General features: G+C 67.6%; 20 protein-coding genes. 14 read left to right on the top strand and 6 right to left on the bottom strand.

What is annotated here, in order from left to right:
* The first annotated feature begins 51 nt into the window (after window positions 1–51).
* Together J2126_RS02535 and J2126_RS02530 are read left to right on the top strand one after the other, a co-directional pair.
* Entirely contained in the window at window positions 52–1,845 is a 1,794-nt protein-coding gene (locus J2126_RS02535; protein WP_209483640.1) for an SH3 domain-containing protein, read from the top strand.
* 92 nt (window positions 1,846–1,937) lie between these two features.
* On the top strand, window positions 1,938–3,302 hold the full coding sequence (locus J2126_RS02530; RefSeq protein ID WP_209483638.1) for a glutamate--tRNA ligase: 1,365 nt from the start codon (window positions 1,938–1,940) through the stop codon (window positions 3,300–3,302).
* A 208-nt stretch (window positions 3,303–3,510) separates the two neighbouring features.
* Here J2126_RS02530 and J2126_RS02525 read toward each other — a convergent pair whose 3' ends face one another.
* The 6 genes from J2126_RS02525 to J2126_RS02500 all read right to left on the bottom strand — a co-directional run bounded on the left by J2126_RS02525 (window position 3,511) and on the right by J2126_RS02500 (window position 8,299).
* Window positions 3,511–5,001, bottom strand: a complete 1,491-nt coding sequence (locus J2126_RS02525; RefSeq protein ID WP_209483637.1) for a DegQ family serine endoprotease — start codon at window positions 4,999–5,001, stop codon at window positions 3,511–3,513.
* Window positions 5,002–5,301: 300 nt separating this feature from the next.
* The gene (locus tag J2126_RS02520) at window positions 5,302–5,490 is read right to left on the bottom strand and encodes a DUF2065 domain-containing protein (protein WP_209483635.1); all 189 of its coding nucleotides are present in this window, start codon (window positions 5,488–5,490) and stop codon (window positions 5,302–5,304) included.
* A gap of 17 nt (window positions 5,491–5,507) precedes the next feature.
* The gene (hflC, locus tag J2126_RS02515) at window positions 5,508–6,422 is read right to left on the bottom strand and encodes a protease modulator HflC (protein WP_209483633.1); all 915 of its coding nucleotides are present in this window, start codon (window positions 6,420–6,422) and stop codon (window positions 5,508–5,510) included.
* Window positions 6,419–7,555: an FtsH protease activity modulator HflK gene (gene hflK, locus J2126_RS02510; protein ID WP_209483630.1), complete on the bottom strand. Its 1,137-nt coding sequence runs from the start codon at window positions 7,553–7,555 to the stop codon at window positions 6,419–6,421. The genes hflC and hflK overlap by 4 nt, the downstream gene beginning before the upstream one ends.
* Window positions 7,556–7,845: 290 nt before the next feature.
* Window positions 7,846–8,124 carry a ribbon-helix-helix domain-containing protein gene (locus J2126_RS02505; protein ID WP_209483628.1) on the bottom strand — a complete coding sequence of 93 codons (279 nt, stop codon included), beginning with the start codon at window positions 8,122–8,124 and terminating at the stop codon, window positions 7,846–7,848.
* Window positions 8,105–8,299, bottom strand: a complete 195-nt coding sequence (locus tag J2126_RS02500) for a DUF4169 family protein (RefSeq protein ID WP_348634387.1) — start codon at window positions 8,297–8,299, stop codon at window positions 8,105–8,107. The genes J2126_RS02505 and J2126_RS02500 overlap by 20 nt, the downstream gene beginning before the upstream one ends.
* 267 nt (window positions 8,300–8,566) lie before the next feature.
* Here J2126_RS02500 and fumC point away from each other — a divergent pair, with 267 nt between their 5' ends.
* The 12 genes from fumC to rpsJ all read left to right on the top strand — a co-directional run bounded on the left by fumC (window position 8,567) and on the right by rpsJ (window position 19,745).
* Entirely contained in the window at window positions 8,567–9,955 is a 1,389-nt protein-coding gene (gene fumC / locus J2126_RS02495) for a class II fumarate hydratase (RefSeq protein ID WP_209483624.1), read from the top strand.
* A gap of 120 nt (window positions 9,956–10,075) precedes the next feature.
* Window positions 10,076–10,675: a ParB-like protein gene (locus tag J2126_RS02490; RefSeq protein ID WP_209483622.1), complete on the top strand. Its 600-nt coding sequence runs from the start codon at window positions 10,076–10,078 to the stop codon at window positions 10,673–10,675.
* A 94-nt stretch (window positions 10,676–10,769) separates the two neighbouring features.
* On the top strand, window positions 10,770–11,381 hold the full coding sequence (locus J2126_RS02485) for a LemA family protein (protein ID WP_209483621.1): 612 nt from the start codon (window positions 10,770–10,772) through the stop codon (window positions 11,379–11,381).
* Window positions 11,382–11,397: 16 nt separating this feature from the next.
* On the top strand, window positions 11,398–12,261 hold the full coding sequence (locus J2126_RS02480; RefSeq protein ID WP_209483619.1) for a TPM domain-containing protein: 864 nt from the start codon (window positions 11,398–11,400) through the stop codon (window positions 12,259–12,261).
* Window positions 12,262–12,340: 79 nt separating this feature from the next.
* Window positions 12,341–13,003: a TPM domain-containing protein gene (locus J2126_RS02475; RefSeq protein WP_209483617.1), complete on the top strand. Its 663-nt coding sequence runs from the start codon at window positions 12,341–12,343 to the stop codon at window positions 13,001–13,003.
* A gap of 116 nt (window positions 13,004–13,119) precedes the next feature.
* Entirely contained in the window at window positions 13,120–13,476 is a 357-nt protein-coding gene (locus J2126_RS02470) for a hypothetical protein (protein ID WP_209483615.1), read from the top strand.
* A 164-nt stretch (window positions 13,477–13,640) separates the two neighbouring features.
* Window positions 13,641–14,624 carry a malate dehydrogenase gene (locus tag J2126_RS02465; RefSeq protein ID WP_209483613.1) on the top strand — a complete coding sequence of 328 codons (984 nt, stop codon included), beginning with the start codon at window positions 13,641–13,643 and terminating at the stop codon, window positions 14,622–14,624.
* 538 nt (window positions 14,625–15,162) lie between these two features.
* Window positions 15,163–15,534 (top strand): 30S ribosomal protein S12, encoded by a 372-nt coding sequence (gene rpsL / locus J2126_RS02460; RefSeq protein WP_012171083.1) that lies wholly within the window; start codon window positions 15,163–15,165, stop codon window positions 15,532–15,534.
* A gap of 17 nt (window positions 15,535–15,551) precedes the next feature.
* Window positions 15,552–16,022 (top strand): 30S ribosomal protein S7, encoded by a 471-nt coding sequence (rpsG, locus tag J2126_RS02455; protein WP_024278437.1) that lies wholly within the window; start codon window positions 15,552–15,554, stop codon window positions 16,020–16,022.
* 17 nt (window positions 16,023–16,039) lie between these two features.
* On the top strand, window positions 16,040–18,115 hold the full coding sequence (gene fusA / locus J2126_RS02450) for an elongation factor G (RefSeq protein WP_209483611.1): 2,076 nt from the start codon (window positions 16,040–16,042) through the stop codon (window positions 18,113–18,115).
* A gap of 65 nt (window positions 18,116–18,180) precedes the next feature.
* Window positions 18,181–19,371 (top strand): elongation factor Tu, encoded by a 1,191-nt coding sequence (gene tuf, locus J2126_RS02445; protein WP_029557786.1) that lies wholly within the window; start codon window positions 18,181–18,183, stop codon window positions 19,369–19,371.
* A gap of 65 nt (window positions 19,372–19,436) precedes the next feature.
* A complete protein-coding gene (gene rpsJ, locus J2126_RS02440; protein WP_012113701.1) occupies window positions 19,437–19,745 on the top strand; it encodes a 30S ribosomal protein S10 in 309 nt (102 codons plus the stop codon).
* Window positions 19,746–19,760: the final 15 nt, after the last annotated feature.

Below are 19,760 nucleotides of genomic sequence, written 5' to 3'. Positions count from 1 at the left end.
CCGGTTTAAAGTATGGTCATCGGCTCGATGCGAGTCGCATGGGAGTGAACCATGAGGGTGCTGAAGCTGGCCGGCTGGGTTACCGGCTTGGCCATGGCGGGGATCGTTTCGGCGCAGGCAGCGCCGGCCTTCTCCACGGCAAACGTCAACATCCGGACGGGGCCGGATACGGAATTCCCCAGCCTCGGTGTCATTCCCGATGGCTCGCCCATCGAGGTGGAGGGCTGCCTCCAGGATGAGTCGTGGTGCGACGTCATCTGGCAGGATTTCCGCGGCTGGGTGTACAGCGAATACATCGGCTACGAGCAGCAGGGCCGCACCGCGGTGCTGCCGGACTGGGGCCTCGCGGCTGTCGGCGTGCCGGTGGTGGCCTTCGCGGCCTCGCAGTATTGGAACACCTATTACGTCAACCGGCCGATCTATGTGAACCAGCCCTGGTATGCCGATCGCTGGCGCTGGGAAGCCTATAATCCGCGGCCGCGTCCCGGCTGGGGCCCGCCGCCTCCCGGCCCGCGTCCGCCCGGCTGGTGGCGCAGCAATTACGTCCCGCCTCCGGGCATGCGCCCGCCGCCGGACGCCCCGCGCCCGCCGCCCAACTGGGGCCAGCCCGGCTATCCCGGCAGCCCCGGCTATCCTCCGGGCCGTCCCGGCTATCCCGGCGGACCGGGTGGTCCTGGTGGCCCCGGCTATCCGGGCGGTCCCGGCTATCCCGGCGGACCCGGTGGTCCGGGTGGTCCTGGTGGTCCTGGCTATCCCGGCGGTCCCGGTCGTCCGGGCGGTCCCGGCGGCCCCGGTCAGGTGCAGCCCGGCCAGCCGGGTGGTCCCGGTGGACCGGGTGGTCCGGGTCAGCCCGGCGGTCCTGGTCGTCCCGGCGGCCCGGGTGGTCCCGGACAGGTGCAGCCCGGCCAGCCGGGTGGTCCCGGTGGACCGGGTGGTCCGGGTCAGCCCGGCGGTCCCGGTCGTCCGGGCGGTCCCGGCGGCCCCGGTCAGGTGCAGCCCGGCCAGCCGGGTGGTCCCGGTGGACCGGGAGGCCCGGGTCAGCCCGGCGGTCCCGGTCGTCCGGGCGGTCCCGGCGGCCCCGGTCAGGTGCAGCCCGGCCAGCCGGGCGGTCCTGGTGGCCCGGGTGGTCCGGGGCAGCCCGGCGGTCCCGGTCGTCCGGGTGGTCCCGGACAGGTTCAGCCCGGCCAGCCGGGAGGCCCCGGTGGACCGGGTGGTCCGGGTCAGCCCGGCGGTCCTGGTCGTCCCGGCGGCCCGGGTGGTCCTGGGCAGGTTCAGCCCGGTCAGCCGGGCGGTCCGGGTCAGCCCGGCGGTCCCGGTCGTCCGGGCGGCCCCGGTGGTCCCGGACAGGTGCAGCCCGGCCAGCCGGGCGGTCCTGGTGGCCCGGGTCAGCCCGGTGCCCGACCGGGGCAGGTGTCGCCGGCCGAGCGCCAGCAACAGCTGCGCCAGCAGCAGCAGGAGCTGAACCAGCAGCGCCAGCAGCAGCAACAGCAGATGCGCCAGCAGCAACAGCAGATGCAGCAACGTCAGCAGGAGCAGATCCAGCAGCGTCAACAGCAGCAACAGCAGATGCAGCAGCGTCAGCAGGAGCAGATCCAGCAGCGCCAGCAGCAGCAACAGCAGCAGCGTCAGCAGCAACAGCAGCAGATCCAGCAGATGAACCAGCAGCGTCAGCAGGAGATGCAGCAGCAGCGCCAGCAGTACCAGCAGCAGCGTCAGCAGCTGATCCAGCAGCAACAGCAACAGCGTCAGCCCCCGCAGCAGCAGGCGCCGCAACAGCGCCAGCAGCCGCAGGGTGGCGGCGGCGGCAACCGCTGCCAGGGGCCGGACTGCCCCCAGCCCCGCTGAACGAACAGGAGAGCCCGGCCGCAACGCCGGGCTCTTCGCTTTCCGGGGGCCGCCCATCGACGCGGGATGAAAGGCGGGCTATGGGGCTGCCCATGTCCGATTTTCCCCGCAACGCCGCGCCCGTGCTGCGCTTCGCCCCGTCGCCCACCGGCCTGATCCATGTGGGCAACGCCCGCACCGCGCTCCTTAATGCGTTGATCGCCCGGCGCTCCGGCGGCACCTTCATCCTGCGCTTCGACGACACGGACGCCGCCCGCTCCCGCGCCGAATATGCGGATGCCATCGCCGCCGACCTCGGCTGGCTCGGGATTGCGCCCGACATCACCGTCCGCCAGTCCGACCGGATCGCCGATTACGCGGCGGCGGCGGAGCGGCTCAAGGCCATGGGCCGCCTCTATCCGGCCTATGAGAGCGAGGAGGAGCTGGACCTCAAGCGCGGCCTGCAGCGCGCCCGCGGCCTGCCGCCGGTCTATGACCGTGCCGCCCTCGCGCTTACCGCCGAAGACCGTGCCCGGCTCGAGGCCGAGGGCCGCCGTCCGCACTGGCGCTTTCGGCTGGAGCATCGCGTGGTGGCATGGGACGACGGCGTGCGCGGCCCGCAGCAGGTGGACACCAGCACCCTCTCGGACCCCGTGCTGGTGCGCGCCGACGGCAGCTTCCTCTACACGCTGCCTTCGGTGGTGGACGATCTGGCGCTCGGCGTCACGCAGGTGATCCGCGGCGAGGACCACGTCACCAATACGGCGGTGCAGATCGAGATCTTCGCGGCGCTGGGCGGGCCGGTGCCGGGCTTCGCTCACCACAATCTGCTGACGCTGCCTTCAGGGGAAGGCCTCTCCAAGCGGCTCGGCCATCTCTCCCTTTCGGCGCTGCGCGAGGCGGGGCAGGAGGCGCTGGCGGTGGCCGCGCTGTCCGTGCTGGTGGGCACCTCCCATGCGGTGGAGCCGGTCGCCGACCTCGACGCGCTCGCGGCCATGGTGGACCTTGCCGCCATCTCCCGGGCGCCCGCCCGGTTCGATCCGGCGGACCTCGACGCGCTCACCGCCCGCACCCTGCACATCATGCCCTTCTCCGCCGCCGCCGCGCGGCTAGAGGCGGCCGGCATCGGGGGCGGCGAGGCGTTCTGGCTGGCTGTGCGCGCGAACCTCTCCCGCTTCGATGACGCGCGCGGATGGTGGGAGATCGTCGCCGCCCCTCAGGCGGGCGTGATCGCCGAAGACGACCGCGCCTTCCTCACCGAGGCCGCCAACCTGCTGCCGGCGGAGCCGTGGGATGGCGCGACGTGGAAGGCGTGGACGAGCGCGGTGAAGGCCGCCACCGGGCGCTCGGGGCGTGGCCTGTTCCACCCGCTGCGCCTCGCGCTGACTGGACGGGAGACCGGGCCGGAACTCGCCGCGCTGCTACCGCTGATGGGCTGCGCGCGGGCGGAGGAGCGGCTGAGGGGCGGGGTGGGGTAGGGGGTAGGTGTCGCCCGCCCGCCGGGGCGCGGTCCGCCCATCGGCGGCAGGGGCCGGATGAGATTGTCCGCGCCACACCTCCCGCCGTCGCCCTCCGGCTTGACCGGAGGGCCGATCCCGCCGGTACGGAAGCCTCCGGGGCGGGACGAGCGTCTCCATGGGGCCTCCGGACAAGCCGGAGGACGACGGTATCAATCCTGTCCTATTCTCAGTTCAGCGGGACCGTCACGAACTCCTGCTTGCCCTCGCCGTCGGAGACGAGGAACAGGGCCGAGCGCTTGCCGGCCTTGCGCAGGGCGTCGATCTGCTTCTCCACGTCGGCGGGGCTTGCCACCGCTTCCTGGCCCACCTGCACGATGACCTGACCCGCCTTCAGCCCCTTGTCGGAGGCGGGGGAGGAGCGGTCCACGTCGGTGATGACCACGCCGGAAATCTCGCTCTTGATGCGGTAGCGCTTGCGCAGGTCGTCGCTCATGGCGGAGAGCTCGATGCCGAGGGCCTTCTTCGGCGGCACCTTCTGCGCCTCGGGGGCCGGCTTGGAGGCGTCCGGCTTGTCGTCCTCGGGCATGCGGGCGACCTTGACGCGCAGGGTCTCCTCCTTGCCCTTGCGGATGACCACCACCTCCACCTCGGTGTCGGCCATGGTGTCGGCGACGGTCCGGGTGAGGTCGCGCACTTCCTTGATGTCGCGGCCGTTGAATTTGACGATCACATCGCCGGCCTTGACGCCGCCCTGGGCGGCCGGGCTGTTCTCCGTCACCACGCCGATGAGCGCGCCGCGCGGCTTGCCGAGGCCGAGGCTCTCGGCGATGTCTTCGGTGACGGGCTGGATGCGCACGCCGATCCAGCCGCGCCGCACTTCCTTGAACTGCTCGATCTGGGCCAGCACCGGCTGGGCGGTGGCGGAAGGCACGGCGAAGCCGATGCCGATGGAGCCGCCCGAGGGGGAGATGATGGCGGTGTTGATGCCGATCACCTCGCCTTCCATGTTGAACAGCGGGCCACCGGAATTGCCCCGGTTGATGGCCGCGTCGGTCTGGATGAAGTTGTCATAGGGGCCGGAATTGATGTCGCGGTTGCGGGCGGAGACGACGCCCACCGTGAGCGTGCCGCCGAGGCCGAACGGGTTGCCGATGGCCATCACCCAGTCGCCCACGCGCAGCTTCTCGCTGTCGCCGAACTTTACCGCCACGAGGGGTCTGGGCGGGTTCACCTTGAGCAGCGCGAGGTCGGTTTTGGCGTCGCGGCCGACCACCTCGGCCTTCAGCTTCGAACCGTCGTTGAAATTGGCGAAGACCTCGTCGGCGTCCGAGATGACGTGGTTGTTGGTGACGATGAAGCCGGACGGATCGATGACGAAGCCGGATCCGAGCGAGGAGACGCGCCGCGAGCGCTGCTCGCCGCCATCGTCCGGGCGGCGCTTGAAGAATTCGTCGAAGAAGTCCTCGTAGGGCGAGCCCGGCGGCAGTTGCGGCGCGGGCACCGAGCGGGAGGGGGCGACGTTCTGCGAGGTGGAGATGTTCACCACCGCGTCCATCACTTTCTCGGCCACGTCCGCCACCGTGTCCGGTCCCTTGCCGGGCGCGGCATGAAGCGGCGCGCTGCCAATGCCGGCGAGGGCCACCGCCGCCGCCAGAAGCAGCGCGGGCAGCCGGGACCGGCGGGGAAGGCGGCGGGAAGGCACGAACGGTGCGGGCATGGCTGTCCTCGAGATCATCCGCAGAGGCTGCGACGCCGGCGCGCCGGGCGCAAGCCCCGCGCCGCTCACGATCCGGCGGGTTGGGAGGCAAGCTTCGGGGACGATTGCGGCGATCTTTTCGCAATCGTCATCACACGCCTTGTGCGGGTGATCCACTGCGCCGCCAGACGGCTTCCGGGATACCGGGCATCCCGGCGGCCCAAAAGTGGATCGCCCGGACGAGCCGGGCGATGACACGGGGACAAATCGGTGCGGGAGAGAAGGTGTGGGAAGGTGGGGCCGATCCGACCGGCCCCGCATTCAGAAGCTGCGCACGAGGAACACCAGAAGCACCCCCAGTGCGCCGACGCCGAGGCCGGCGAGGCGCATGGGGGTTTCCGGGGCGTGCAAGACCGCCTTCATGGCCTTGCGCCACGCCACCGGGAAGGCGGCGAGGCACAGGCCCTCGATGGCCAGCATGAGGCCAAGGGCAGCCAGAAGGTCCTTCATGCCGCCCGCCGGGCCGGTCAGTTGCCGGCCGAAGGCAGCGCGACGGGCGCGCCCGCTACGGGGCCTCCCGTCGGGCTCTGGAAGAAGCGGAAGAAGTTCGAATCCGGCGCCAGCAGCATGCGGGTGTCGGACGACTTCATGCTCGCCTCATAGGCCTGCATGGAGCGGTAGAAGGCGAAGAAGTCCGGGTCGCGCTGGTAGGCATCGGCGAAGATGCGGTTTCGCTCCGCATCGCCTTCACCGCGCAGCTGCTCGCCCTTGGAGTTCGCCTCCGCGACCACGATGGTGACCTCGCGGTCGGCGCGGGCGCGCAGGCGCTGGGCGGCCTCGTTGCCCTGGGCGCGGATTTCCGCCGCTTCCCGCTGGCGCTCGGTCTGCATGCGCTGGAACACCGCCTGGCTGTTGGCCTCCGGCAGGTCGGCGCGGCGGATGCGCACATCCACCACGGTGATGCCGAAGTTGGCGGCCTCGCGGTTCACCTGCTCGTTGATCTGCCGCATCAGCCCCTCGCGCTGGTCGCGCACGACGCTGGTGAAGGTGTTCTCGCCGAGCACGCGGCGCAGGGCCGAGTTGAGCACCGTGGAGAGGCGGGAGTTGGCGCCCTGCACCGTGCCCACCGCCTGGTAGAAGCGCAGCGGGTTGGTGATGCGGTAGCGCGCGAAGGCGTCCACCACGAGGCGCTTCTGGTCCGCCGCGATCACTTCCTGGGAGGGGTTCTCCAGGTCGAGGATGCGGTTGTCGATATAGACCACGCTGTCGATGAACGGCACCTTCCAGTGCAATCCGGGCGCGGTCACGGGCGCCAGCGGATCGCCGAGGCGCAGCACCAGCGCCTGCTGGGTCTGGCTGACGATGTAGGCGGACGAATAGATCAGGATGAGGGCGACGACGCCAATGACGGCGATGACGCCGCCGAGGACCGGGTTTCTCATCGGGCGGCTCCCTGGGGCTGCGTGGCGGGCGCCGGGGTGCGGCGGAACTGATCGGCAAGGGGCAGGACCGGCACGACCCCGCCACCGCCGCTCTGGCGGCTCGCGGAGGGATCGATCAGCACCTTGTCCACGCTGCCGAGCACGCGCTCCATGGTTTCGAGGTACATGCGCTGACGCGTGACCTCCTTGGCCTTCTGGTATTCGTCGAACACCTTGAGGAAGCGGGCGGCCTGGCCGCGGGCCTCCACCACGGTCCGCTCGCGATAGGCCTGGGCCGCATTCTCGATGCGGGAGGCCTCGCCGCGGGCTTCGGGCAGCACGCGGTTGGCGTAGGTCTGCGCCTCGTTCTGGGAGCGCTCGGCGTCGGCGCGGGCGGCCTGCACGTCGCGGAAGGCGTCGATGACCTGGCTGGGCGGATCGACCTTCTGCATCTGCACCTGGGTGATCTGCACGCCGGCCTTGTAGCTGTTGAGCACCTGCTGCATCAGCTCCTGCACGCCGGTCTCGATGCCCTGGCGGGCGCCGGTGAGGATGGGCTGGATATTGGTGCGGCCGATGACCTCGCGCATGGCGCTCTCGGCCACCGCCTTGATGGTGCCCTCGGGGTTCTGCACGTTGAAGAGGTATTCTTCGGCGTTGTTGATCACCCAGAACACCGAGAAGTCCACGTCGACGATGTTCTCGTCACCCGTGAGCATCAGGCTCTCCTCGGCCACGTCCGTCATGCGGGTGCCGGTGCGGCGGGTGTCCTCGCTGACCCGCATGCCGATGTCGATGCGGTTGACGAAGGTCACCTTGGGGGTGAGCACGGTCTCGATGGGGTAGGGCCAGTGATAATTGAGGCCCGGCTGGGTGATGCCGACGAACTTGCCGAAGCGCAGCACCACGCCCTGCTCGTCGGGCAGCACGCGATAGAAGCCGGAGAGGAACCAGCCGGCCACCACGAGCGCGATGACGAGGATGATGCCATTGGTGCCGAACGAGCCCGGCATGATGGAGCGCAGGCGATCCTGGCTGCGGCGGATCAGGTCTTCAAGGTCTGGCGGCGTCGGTCCCGATGAAGAGGGCCCCGAACCCCAGGGACCCCGCGGCCCATTACCCCATGGGCCGCCACTCTGATTCTTCCACGACATCCGTCGTCTCCCGTGGGCGGTGCCGCCACCGGCACCCGCGTCGCTGATCCTGCCACCGGCGCGGCTGCGGACAGGCCGCAGGCTAGCACGCCGCCCGCAGCGGGTCGTCCGAGGCGATCAAGCTCCGCAGGGAGCGCGTCGACCGGGAAGACCCGTTCGGCGGGAGGGACCTCGACGTGGCATGCCGCGTCTGGCCTGCCCCGCCGGGCCAGGTGGTTATAGGAAACCGCGCACCGCCTTTCAACGCGATGCGCGGTCAGCTCGAACCGCAGATAAGGTTGACCTCGCGCTTACGCAACGGGAGGGCTGGAGACCTGGAGACGTTCTCCTGCGGCCTGGGCGCGCGCCTGGGTGGCCGCGCCACGAAAATGGTCGAGCACGAACAGGCGGATGGCGGAGGAAAGATTCCCCTGCGAACGGCCAGAATCGATGGTCGCCACGAGATCGGACAGGGTGAGCCGGCGGCCGCTGGCAATCTCCTTCAGAGCCTCCCAGAAGGCATCCTCGAGACTGACGCTGGTCTTGTGCCCGGCTATGACGATGGATCTTTTAACCACGGGGCTTTTCATGTTCATCCCTCTCGGTCAGGGCGTGGCCCTCAAGGTGGCGCTCTTGCCGCACGAGCTCGTCCGCCTGCTGCTGACGCTCAGCCTTGGTCCGACCGAATCGGATCCGGTTCTGGCTGGCTGCCGCATCAGCCGCCTGACGGGCCCGCGCCTTGCGCGCCCGGTGAAGATTGACCACGTCGCCCAACGCTTGCCTCACCTTGCCGTCGGATTCCTCCGCGCCGACGGCAGATGATCTTCTGTACGGCCGGCGTCACGCGTCAGGCCACTTAGCCCGCCGAAGAATTTTACCTCATCGGGCACGGTCAAGATATGGCTAAATTCCAAGGAGGTAACATCCCTCTGATACCTCTCTGGAACTATTTTAGGGTGGAACTGCGCCTCCCCCAGCGGGCGCGAGCTGTGCTAAGGACCGGCCCGCCCGCGTCTTAAGGAAAGGCCCGCCATGACCACCCGCACAGAGACCGACACATTCGGTCCCATCGAAGTTGAATCCGACCGCTACTGGGGCGCGCAGGCGCAGCGCTCGCTCGGCAACTTCAAGATCGGCTGGGAGAAGCAGCCGCTGCCGGTGGTGCGCGCGCTCGGCATCGTCAAGCGGGCCGCGGCGGAAGTGAACCGCGACCTCGGCCGCCTCGATCCCAAGATCGCTGACGCCATCGTCGCCGCGGCGCAGGAAGTGATCGAGGGCAAGCTCGACGCCCACTTCCCGCTCGCCGTCTGGCAGACCGGCTCCGGCACCCAGTCCAACATGAACGCCAACGAGGTGATCTCGAACCGGGCCATTGAGATGCTCGGCGGGGAAATGGGCTCCAAGAAGCCCGTGCATCCCAACGATCACGTCAATATGAGCCAGTCGTCCAACGACACCTACCCGACCGCCATGCACATCGCCTGCGCGGAGGAGATCGTCCACCGCCTGCTGCCGGCGCTGAAGCACCTGCATGGCGCGCTCGCCGCCAAGTCGGCGGAGTGGAAGGACATCATCAAGATCGGCCGCACCCACACCCAGGATGCGACGCCCCTGACGCTGGGCCAGGAATTCTCCGGCTATACCCAGCAGGTCGAGAACGGCATCAAGCGCATCGAGATGACCCTGCCGGCGCTGATGGAGCTGGCGCAGGGCGGCACCGCCGTGGGCACCGGCCTCAACGCCCCGGTCGGCTTCGCCGAGCAGGTGGCGGCGAAGATCGCCGGCATCACCGGCCTCGCATTCACCTCGGCGCCCAACAAGTTCGAGGCGCTCGCCGCCCACGACGCCATGGTGTTCTCGCACAGCGCCATCAACACGGTGGCGGCCTCGCTGTTCAAGATCGCCAACGACATCCGCCTGCTCGGCTCCGGCCCGCGCTCCGGCCTCGGCGAATTGTCGCTGCCCGAGAACGAGCCCGGCTCCTCCATCATGCCGGGCAAGGTGAACCCCACCCAGTGCGAGGCGCTGACCCAAGTCTGCGTGCAGATCTTCGGCAACAACGCCGCGCTCACCTTCGCCGGCAGCCAGGGCCATTTCGAGCTGAACGTCTACAATCCGGTGATGGCCTACAACTTCCTCCAGTCCGTGCGCCTGATGGCGGACGCGGCCATCAGCTTCACCGACAATTGCGTGGTCGGCATCGAGGCGCGCGAGGACAACATCAAGGCGGCGCTGGAGCGCTCGCTGATGCTGGTCACCGCGCTCGCCCCGAAGATCGGCTACGACAACGCCGCCAAGATCGCCAAGACCGCGCACAAGAAGGGCACGACCCTGCGCGATGAGGCCGTGGGCGGCGGCTATGTCACCAACGAAGAGTTCGACGAGGTGGTGCGGCCGGAGAAGATGATCTCTCCCGGCTGATCGCAGTCCGCAGCGTAGAGGGTTCGGCGGCGGCACCCCGGCACGGGTTGCCGCCGCCTTCGTTTTCGGGCCTGCTCCGCCGGCGCGGACGAGGGCAGGGGACTGGAGCAGGGGACTGGAATGGCGGACTTCACCGAAATCGACATCGCGGCGCTGAACCCCACCCAGCTCACGCTGGGGCTGCAGGAGGTGGAGCGGCGCGCCGCGCAGATGCGCAAGCTCTCCCAGCGCGAGTTGAGGGCGCTGAAGGAAGACAAGGCTGTGCCCTATGTGATCGGGCCGAAACGCCGGCTCTACATCATCGACCATCACCATCTGTGCCGGGCGCTGCTTGCTGTCGGCGAAGAGACGGTGTTCCTCGGTGAGGCGCGGGCCGACTGGTCGGACCTCGACCTCAAGGCCTTCTGGCACCGCATGGAGACCGAGGGCCTGTGCTGGCCCATCGACGTGGACGGCAATCGCCGCCCCTGCGTCAAGATTCCGGCCCACGTGAGCGCGCTCACCGACAATCCTTGGCGCACGCTCGCCCGCGGGGTGCGCGGGACGGCCTATGCCAACGAGGACACGCCGTTCCAGGAATTCATGTGGGGCAATTACTACCGCTCCTTCATGACCACCCGTCTGCTTGAGACTGACATCGTTCTGGCGGAGAAGCTCGCCATCAAGGTGTCTCTGCTGGATGAGGCGCAGGATCTGCCGGGCTATCTCGGCAAGGCGTGAGGATGGGGGATCCGGATTGTCCCGGAACCTTTCTCGACCTTCGCCGTGTTATAAGCACGCCGCTGCCACGCTGCGGCGACAGGGGAGGGGCCACATGTCCATCGTTCTTCGTGAATTCGCCCGCCTCCGGGCGCCGCTCTTCGCCGTGCTGGCCGCGCTCATGCTGGCGGGATGCGGCATCAATGTGATTCCCACCGAGGAGGAGCGCGCCAAGGCGGCGTGGAGCGAGGTGCTGAACCAGTACCAGCGCCGCTCGGACCTCATTCCCAATCTGGTGGAGACGGTGAAGGGCTATGCCGCCCAGGAGAAGGACGTGCTGACCTCGGTGATCGAGGCGCGCGCCAAGGCCACCTCCATCAGGGTGGATGCCTCCACCATCACCAATCCCGAGCAGTTCAAGCAGTTCCAGGACGCGCAGGCGGGCCTCTCCTCCGCGCTGGGGCGGCTGATCGCGGTGTCGGAGGCCTATCCGGACCTGAAATCCAATGCCAACTTCCTCGCCCTCCAGTCTCAGATCGAGGGCACCGAGAACCGCATCGCCGTGGCGCGGCGCGACTATATCGAGGCGGTGCGCGTCTATAACACCGAGCTGAAGACCTTCCCCGGCGCGCTGTGGGCCGCCACCCTCTATCGCGCCTACAAGCCCATGGAGACCTTCACCATCTCCGAGCAGCAGATGCAGGTGCCCAAGGTGAAGTTCAACTGAGGCCGGAGTGACGGCGATGGGCGAGGAGAATGCCCGCCGGGTGGCCCGGCCACGCGCCTTTGCGATCCCGGCCCGGCGCTTTGTGCCCGTGCTGGCCGGCCTGGTGGCGCTGTGCCTCGCCATCGCGGCCGGAGCCGTCGCGCCCGCCCGCGCGGAGCTGACCTTCCCGCCCCTCACCGGGCGGGTGGTGGACGCCGCCCATGTGCTCGACGCCGCCACCCTCGCCGCGCTGGATGCCAAGCTCGCGGCGCAGGAGGCGCGGGCCACCGACCAATTGGTGGTGGCCACCATTCCCTCGCTGCAGGGCACCTCCATCGAGGACTACGCCAACCGCCTGTTCCGCACCTGGCAGATCGGGCAGGCGAAGAAGAACAATGGCGTCCTCCTTCTCGTCGCCCCCAACGAGCGCAAAGTGCGCATCGAGGTGGGTTACGGGCTGGAAGGCATCCTCACCGATGCGGTCGCCTCCACCATCATCCGCAACGCCATCGTGCCGGCGTTCAAGTCCGGCGACATGGCGGCCGGGATCGTCAAGGGCACGGACGCGATCATAGAAATCCTGAACCTCGATCCGGACGAGGCGAAGGCGCGGGCGAAGACGCTGGAATCTTCCGACTGGACCGAGGAGGAGGTGGACAACCTCATCTTTCTCGCGGTGATGGTCATCTTCATGGGGTTCATCATCTGGCGCGTCATGCGCGGGGGCGGGCCGGGCGGTCCGGCCGCCCGCAGGCGGCGCGACGGGGCGGTGGCCGGCGGACCGATCGCGTGGGAATGGGGCACGGGCAGCAGCTCCGGCTGGTCCGGCGGGTCTTCGGGCGGCGGCTGGTCGGGCGGCGGAGGCTCCTCCGGCGGGGGCGGCGCTTCGGGGGACTGGTAGGTCGCGCCGGCTCCGCCCTTGCGATTTTACCGCGCGCCTGCAAACTGCCGATCCCGCCGTCGCGGGGGGAGAGCTTTGGATGGACCCGCAATCCGCCACGACGACCACCACCCAGGATGCCGGCCGCTACGGCCTGCCGCAGCACGCGCTCCAGCGCATCGCCGAGGCGGTGACGCTGGCGGAGGCCAAGACCTCCGCTGAAATCCGCGTGGTGGTGACCCGGGCGCCGCTGGTGCAGCACTCATTCTTCTCCATCCTGTGGGCCTCGCTGGCGGCGCTGGTGCTGCCGTGGCTCGTCGTGCTCGCCTATCCCATGCCGGCGCTGTCGGCTCTGGCGCTGCAGTCGGTGCTGTTCGTGCTACTCGCTGCCGCGCTGCTGATGCCGGGCGTCGCGGAGAAAGCCATCCCCCGCCTCGCGCTCAAGGCGGCCGCGCGCAACGCGGCCATCGAGACCTTCCTGAGCTACGGCATTCCCCAGACCAAGGGCCGCACCGGCATCCTGATCTTCGCCGCCGCGCGCGAGCGCCTCGTGGAAGTGGTGGCGGACGACGCGGCCCATGGCCCGCTGGGCGCCGCCGCGTGGCGCGACATCTGCGACACGGTCGCCGCCCGCGCCCGGCAGGGCAGCCTTGCCGAAGGGCTCGTGGCGGGGGTGGAGAAGGCGGGCGAACTCCTCGCCGGCCCCCTGCCGCGCCGGCCGGGCGACAGCAATGAGATGCCCAACCATGTGGTGGTGCTCTGATCCGCCTGGGTGTGGTGTCAGGTAGATGCACCTATTGATTGTATATCTCAATTGATGCAGCCTTCGGATGATCGGGCCGCGCCTCCGGGCCGCCCGATCACAATGGGGAGGCGCGGATGATCCAGGTGCAGGCCAAGGACCCGAGCGGCGTCGCGAAATGGATCCGACTAGACCGGGCAGGGAAAGACAAGGGCCACATCGCCATTCTAGGCCTCGCTGGCGGAACGCCAGAAATCTCCTATGACCTGTTCGACATCCGCAGCGCATCCCGGACGGAGTTTCTCTGCAAGGCCGACGGACCGCTTTGGATCGATCCGCCAGTCTCTTGCCGGATCCTGCCGGGGCCCACGCCCAACACCTTCGTGGTCGAGGTGGATGCCGGGACCCACTTCAAGGGCAGCTTTGCAATCTCGGCGGCCGACTGCTCGACCCTGGTCCATTTCATGAACAGCCCGCCTTTCCCCCACGCCTGACGGGCCGGGACGGGGGCGAAGCGGGGAGCCGGGCTGCGGGTTAGACCAAGTGCCCACGGCGTCGCCGATTCTGAGGGGCGCGAGCGCCTTTCCATCGGCCGCGCCGCAGCATAGATTGCGCGCCCGAGCCTTCGGGGCTCATCCAAGGCAAAGGGCTTCCTCTCATGACCAAACCCGCCGTTCGCGTCGCAGTCACGGGCGCCGCCGGTCAGATTTGCTATTCTCTTCTTTTCCGCATCGCCAACGGCGACCTGTTCGGCAAGGACCAGCCGGTCATCCTCCAGCTTCTCGACCTTCCCCAGGCGCAGGGTGCCGTGAAGGGCGTGGTGATGGAGATCGAGGATTGCGCCTTCCCGAATTTCGCGGGCGTGGTCATCACCGATGATCCGAAGGTCGCCTTCAAGGACATCGACGCAGCGATTCTCGTCGGCGCCCGTCCCCGCTCGAAGGGCATGGAGCGCGCCGACCTCCTCTCCGCCAACGCCGAGATCTTCAAGGTCCAGGGCGCGGCGCTGAACGAGGTGGCCAAGCGCGACGTGAAGGTGCTGGTGGTCGGCAACCCGGCCAACACCAATGCCTACATCACCGCCAAGAGCGCCCCGGACCTGCCGGCCCGCAACATCACCGCCATGCTCCGCCTCGACCACAACCGCGCTTTGTCGCAGTTCGCGGCGAAGGCCGGCGTCGAGAGCAAGGACATCGAGAAGGTGGCGGTGTGGGGCAACCACTCCCCGACCATGTATGCCGACTACCGCTTCGCCACCGTGAAGGGCAAGCCGCTGCCGGAGCTCATCAACGACGAGACCTGGTATCGCGAGACCCTGCTGCCGACCGTCGGCAAGCGCGGCGCCGCCATCATCGAGGCCCGTGGCCTGTCGTCTGCGGCCTCCGCCGCAAACGCCGCCATCGACCACATGCATGACTGGATCCACGGCACCGCCGGTAAGTGGGTGTCCATGGGCGTCGCGTCCGATGGCTCCTACGGCGTGCCCGAGGGCATCGTTTTCGGCATGCCTGCCATCTGCACCGCGGGCGAGTACGAAGTGGTCCAGGGCCTGCCCATGGACGACTTCTCCAAGACCCAGTTCGACAAGACCCTCAAGGAACTGCTGGAAGAGCGCGACGGCGTCGCCGCCCTTCTCGCCTGATTCCCTTAAAATCGCCCCCTCCCGCGCCGCGGGCGGGGGCATTTGTTAAAAAAGTATGAATTACCGGCAGGGTGGGGGCGATTTGTGACTGCGGTCACGCCTTCGCAAGCCTCAAAGCCGCGTATTTGCGGGAAAGTCGGCGCGATCCTTATTGACGTTCGGCGACTCTCCGGTTAGAAGCAGCCCACTTTCGCGGCAGGCGGTCGGCGTCTGAGTGATTGGTCCCTTCGAAATCAGCGCTTCCAAGTGCTTGAAGGGGCGATCTTGAAGCCGAAACGCTGCCAGGAACAGCACTGCGATAACTTCAGGTGCATGATCGCGGCGCCGGCCGGGAAAAAAGCCCCGGTATAGCGCGCTGTGATCCTCTGTCGCGAGAAAGGCGTGTCTGCCCCCTTTTGGGCGGTGGACGGCGCCTTTCGTGTTCGTTGGTGCGAAGGGAATTCGGGCCCCGTCGGGGCCGGTCGTGGCGATCCCAAAAGGGTCGTCGAAATGAAGGAATGCGGCCAAGGCCGCAGATCAGGACGAGGCGAAGGCGTACATGCCGACGATCAACCAGCTGATCCGTAAGCCGCGCGAAGCGCAGAAGGCGCGCGACAAGGCGCCGGCGCTTCAGTCGAGCCCGCAGAAGCGCGGCGTTTGCACGCGAGTTTACACGACGACCCCGAAGAAGCCGAACTCGGCCCTTCGTAAGGTTGCCAAGGTGCGGCTCACCAACAGCTACGAAGTGATCGGCTACATCCCCGGTGAAGGTCACAACCTTCAGGAACACTCCGTGGTGATGATCCGTGGCGGCCGCGTGAAGGATCTTCCCGGCGTGCGCTACCACATCCTGCGTGGCGTTCTGGATACCCAGGGCGTGAAGAACCGCAAGCAGCGCCGTTCGAAGTACGGCGCGAAGCGGCCGAAGTGATAGTGAGGATCTGAACGATGTCCCGTCGTCACAAGGCCGAGCGCCGCGAAGTCATCCCGGACGCCAAGTATGGCTCGACCACCCTGTCGCGCTTCATGAATTCCGTCATGCGCGACGGCAAGAAGTCGGTTGCCGAAGGCATCGTCTATGGCGCCCTCGACGTGGTCGAGGCCAAGGCGAAGCATGATCCGGTCGAGGTCTTCATTCAGGCGCTCGAGAACGTGGCCCCTGCGGTGGAAGTTCGCTCCCGCCGCGTCGGTGGCGCCACCTACCAGGTCCCGGTCGAGGTGCGCACCGAGCGTCGCCAGACCCTCGCGATCCGCTGGCTCATCGCCTCGGCCCGCGCCCGCAACGAGAAGACCATGGTGGAGCGTCTCTCCGCCGAGCTGCTCGATGCTGCCAACAATCGCGGCTCCGCCGTGAAGAAGCGCGAAGACACGCACCGGATGGCCGAAGCCAACCGCGCGTTCTCGCATTACCGCTGGTGATCGGAGAGGACTGAGCAATGCCCCGGACTCACGCGATCGAGGACTACCGCAACTTCGGCATCATGGCCCACATTGATGCCGGCAAGACCACGACCACCGAGCGGATCCTCTATTACACCGGCAAGAGCCACAAGATCGGCGAAGTCCATGATGGCGCTGCCACCATGGACTGGATGACCCAGGAGCAGGAACGCGGCATCACCATCACGTCTGCCGCGACGACTGCGATCTGGCAGGGCAAGCGCCTGAACATCATCGACACCCCCGGCCACGTGGACTTCACCATCGAGGTGGAGCGCTCGCTCCGCGTGCTCGACGGCGCCGTGTGCGTGCTGGACGGCAACCAGGGCGTCGAGCCGCAGACCGAGACCGTGTGGCGCCAGGCGGACAAGTACAACGTGCCGCGCGTCGTGTTCGTCAACAAGATGGACAAGATCGGCGCCGACTTCTACCGCTGCGTCGAGATGATCGTGGACCGCGTCGCCGGCAACCCGGTGTGCTGCCAGCTCCCGATCGGCTCGGAGAACAACTTCAAGGGCATCATCGACCTCGTCCGCATGAAGGCGGTCGTGTGGGAAGATGAAGCCCTCGGCGCCAAGTACCATGACGAGGAGATCCCCGCGGATCTCGCCGACAAGGCTGCCGAATACCGCAACAAGCTGGTGGAAGCCGCCGTCGAACTCGACGACGACGCCATGGCTGCTTATCTCGACGGCACCGAGCCGGACGAGGCGACCCTCAAGCGCCTGATCCGTCTCGCCGTCATCGGCCGCAAGTTCAACCCGGTGTTCTGCGGCTCGGCCTTCAAGAACAAGGGCGTGCAGCCCCTGCTCGACGCGGTGGTGGACTATCTGCCGTCGCCGATCGATCGCGGCGCGATCAAGGGCATCGACTTCAAGACCGAGGAAGACACCGTGCGTCTTCCCTCGGACGAGGAGCCGACCTCCGTGCTCGCGTTCAAGATCATGGACGATCCCTTCGTCGGCACCATCACCTTCTGCCGTGTCTACGCCGGCAAGATGGAAACCGGCATGGGCCTGCTCAACTCCACCCGCGACAAGCGCGAGCGCGTCGGGCGGATGCTGCTGATGCACGCCAACAACCGCGAAGACATCAAGGAAGCCTATGCGGGCGACATCGTCGCCCTCGCCGGCCTCAAGGATGTGCGCACGGGCGATACCCTCTGCGATCCGGCCAAGGCCGTGATCCTGGAGAAGATGGAATTCCCCGAGCCGGTCATCGAGATCGCGATCGAGCCGAAGTCCAAGGCTGACCAGGAGAAGCTGGGCATCGCCCTCTCCAAGCTGGCTGCCGAGGACCCGTCCTTCCGCGTGTCGACCGACTTCGAGAGCGGCCAGACCATCCTCAAGGGGATGGGCGAACTGCACCTCGACATCAAGGTCGACATCCTGAAGCGCACCTACAAGGTGGACGCCAACATCGGCGCTCCTCAGGTCGCCTATCGTGAGACCCTCACGAAGAAGACCGAGGTGGACTACACCCACAAGAAGCAGACCGGTGGTACCGGCCAGTTCGCGCGGGTGAAGTTCACGGTGGAGCCGAACGAGGCCGGCAAGGGCTTCGCTTTCGAGAGCGCCATCGTCGGCGGCGCGGTGCCGAAGGAGTACATCCCGGGCGTCCAGAAGGGCCTCGAGAGCGTGCTTGGCGCCGGCGTGCTGGCGGGCTTCCCCGTGGTGGACGTCAAGGTGACGCTCACCGACGGCGCGTTCCACGAAGTGGACTCGTCGGCCCTGGCGTTCGAGATCGCGTCCCGCGCGGCGTTCCGCGAGGCCCTGCAGAAGGGCACCTCGGTGCTGCTTGAGCCGATCATGAAGGTCGAGGTGGTGACCCCGGAAGACTACACCGGCTCGGTCATCGGCGACCTGAACTCGCGTCGTGGCCAGATCCAGGGCCAGGACATGCGTGGCAATGCGAACGTCATCAACGCGATGGTGCCGCTGGCCAACATGTTCGGCTACGTGAACACCCTGCGCTCCTTCAGCCAGGGCCGCGCCACCTTCACCATGCAGTTCGACCACTACGAGCAGGTGCCGTCGAACGTCGCTCAGGAGGTCCAGGCCAAGTACGCGTGATCGCGTTGGCCTGAACCCCACTTCACCCTTTCGGATCACGCCAGAGAGACCCAACGGAGAGTCCCATGGCCAAAGAGAAGTTCAACCGCTCGAAGCCGCACTGCAACATCGGCACGATCGGTCACGTTGATCACGGCAAGACGTCTCTGACGGCTGCGATCACGAAGATTCTTGCGGAGTCCGGCGGCGCGACGTTCACGGCGTACGACCAGATCGACAAGGCGCCGGAAGAGAAGGCGCGCGGCATCACGATCTCGACCGCTCACGTTGAGTACGAGACCAACAACCGCCACTACGCGCACGTCGACTGCCCCGGGCATGCCGACTATGTGAAGAACATGATCACCGGCGCGGCGCAGATGGACGGCGCGATCCTGGTGGTGTCGGCGGCCGACGGCCCCATGCCGCAGACCCGCGAGCACATCCTGCTCGCCCGTCAGGTCGGCGTGCCGGCGCTGGTGGTGTTCCTGAACAAGTGCGACATGGTCGACGATCCGGAGCTCCTGGAGCTGGTGGAGATGGAGGTGCGCGAGCTCCTCTCGAAGTACGACTTCCCCGGCGACGACATCCCGATCATCCGCGGCTCGGCGCTTGTTGCGCTCGAGAACGGCGATCCGGAGCTGGGCAAGAACGCGGTGCTGAAGCTGATGGAGGCGGTCGACGCCTACATCCCGCAGCCCGAGCGTCCCATCGACCTGCCGTTCCTGATGCCGATCGAGGACGTGTTCTCGATCTCCGGCCGCGGCACCGTGGTGACCGGCCGCGTCGAGCGCGGCATCATCAAGGTGGGCGAGGAAGTCGAGATCGTCGGCATCCGTCCGACGGTGAAGACGACGGTGACCGGCGTCGAGATGTTCCGCAAGCTGCTCGATCAGGGCCAGGCTGGCGACAACGTCGGCATCCTGCTGCGCGGCACCAAGCGCGAGGACGTGGAGCGCGGCCAGGTGGTGTGCAAGCCGGGTTCGGTGAAGCCGCACACGAAGTTCAAGGCCGAGGCCTACATCCTGACGAAGGAAGAGGGTGGTCGTCACACCCCCTTCTTCACCAACTACCGCCCGCAGTTCTACTTCCGCACGACGGACGTGACCGGCGTGTGCACGCTGCCCGAAGGCACCGAGATGGTGATGCCGGGCGACAACGTGTCGATGGACGTGCACCTGATCGTTCCGATCGCCATGGAGGAGAAGCTGCGCTTCGCCATCCGTGAAGGCGGCCGTACGGTTGGCGCCGGCGTCGTCGCTGCCATCATCGAGTGATCAACGCGAACGAAACGCGCTGCGCATCGGCGTGCGCGTTTCCTCTTCCTGGAGTCAATTGAGCCATGAACGGCCAGAACATTCGAATTCGCCTGAAGGCGTTCGATCACCGCATCCTCGATGCGTCGACGCGCGAGATCGTCGCCACGGCCAAGCGCACGGGCGCGCAGGTGCGCGGCCCGATCCCGCTGCCCACGCGGATCGAGAAGTTCACCGTTAACCGTTCCCCTCACATCGACAAGAAGTCGCGTGAGCAGTTCGAGATGCGCACCCACAAGCGCCTGCTCGATATCGTCGATCCGACGCCCCAGACGGTGGACGCGCTGATGAAGCTCGACCTCGCCGCCGGCGTTGACGTCGAAATCAAGCTCTGACGTGGTGCGAGGAGA

It is taken from the genome of Xanthobacter flavus (genome assembly GCF_017875275.1).
Lineage (GTDB): Bacteria > Pseudomonadota > Alphaproteobacteria > Rhizobiales > Xanthobacteraceae > Xanthobacter > Xanthobacter flavus_A.
Note: the sequence above shows the minus strand (reverse complement) of the source record. Positions and strands in the feature narration are given on the sequence as shown.

Coding starts and splice junctions, on each gene's coding strand:
- hflK (WP_209483630.1), bottom strand. CDS start 7,555: ATGTCGTGGAAGAATCAGAGTGGCGGCCCATGGGGTAATGGGCCGCGG.
- rpsJ (WP_012113701.1), top strand. CDS start 19,437: ATGAACGGCCAGAACATTCGAATTCGCCTGAAGGCGTTCGATCACCGC.
- fusA (WP_209483611.1), top strand. CDS start 16,040: ATGCCCCGGACTCACGCGATCGAGGACTACCGCAACTTCGGCATCATG.
- rpsG (WP_024278437.1), top strand. CDS start 15,552: ATGTCCCGTCGTCACAAGGCCGAGCGCCGCGAAGTCATCCCGGACGCC.
- hflC (WP_209483633.1), bottom strand. CDS start 6,422: ATGAGAAACCCGGTCCTCGGCGGCGTCATCGCCGTCATTGGCGTCGTC.
- fumC (WP_209483624.1), top strand. CDS start 8,567: ATGACCACCCGCACAGAGACCGACACATTCGGTCCCATCGAAGTTGAA.
- J2126_RS02475 (WP_209483617.1), top strand. CDS start 12,341: ATGGACCCGCAATCCGCCACGACGACCACCACCCAGGATGCCGGCCGC.
- J2126_RS02520 (WP_209483635.1), bottom strand. CDS start 5,490: ATGAAGGACCTTCTGGCTGCCCTTGGCCTCATGCTGGCCATCGAGGGC.
- J2126_RS02535 (WP_209483640.1), top strand. CDS start 52: ATGAGGGTGCTGAAGCTGGCCGGCTGGGTTACCGGCTTGGCCATGGCG.
- J2126_RS02490 (WP_209483622.1), top strand. CDS start 10,076: ATGGCGGACTTCACCGAAATCGACATCGCGGCGCTGAACCCCACCCAG.
- J2126_RS02465 (WP_209483613.1), top strand. CDS start 13,641: ATGACCAAACCCGCCGTTCGCGTCGCAGTCACGGGCGCCGCCGGTCAG.
- J2126_RS02505 (WP_209483628.1), bottom strand. CDS start 8,124: ATGAAAAGCCCCGTGGTTAAAAGATCCATCGTCATAGCCGGGCACAAG.
- tuf (WP_029557786.1), top strand. CDS start 18,181: ATGGCCAAAGAGAAGTTCAACCGCTCGAAGCCGCACTGCAACATCGGC.
- J2126_RS02530 (WP_209483638.1), top strand. CDS start 1,938: ATGTCCGATTTTCCCCGCAACGCCGCGCCCGTGCTGCGCTTCGCCCCG.
- J2126_RS02525 (WP_209483637.1), bottom strand. CDS start 5,001: ATGCCCGCACCGTTCGTGCCTTCCCGCCGCCTTCCCCGCCGGTCCCGG.
- J2126_RS02470 (WP_209483615.1), top strand. CDS start 13,120: ATGATCCAGGTGCAGGCCAAGGACCCGAGCGGCGTCGCGAAATGGATC.
- rpsL (WP_012171083.1), top strand. CDS start 15,163: ATGCCGACGATCAACCAGCTGATCCGTAAGCCGCGCGAAGCGCAGAAG.
- J2126_RS02485 (WP_209483621.1), top strand. CDS start 10,770: ATGTCCATCGTTCTTCGTGAATTCGCCCGCCTCCGGGCGCCGCTCTTC.
- J2126_RS02480 (WP_209483619.1), top strand. CDS start 11,398: ATGGGCGAGGAGAATGCCCGCCGGGTGGCCCGGCCACGCGCCTTTGCG.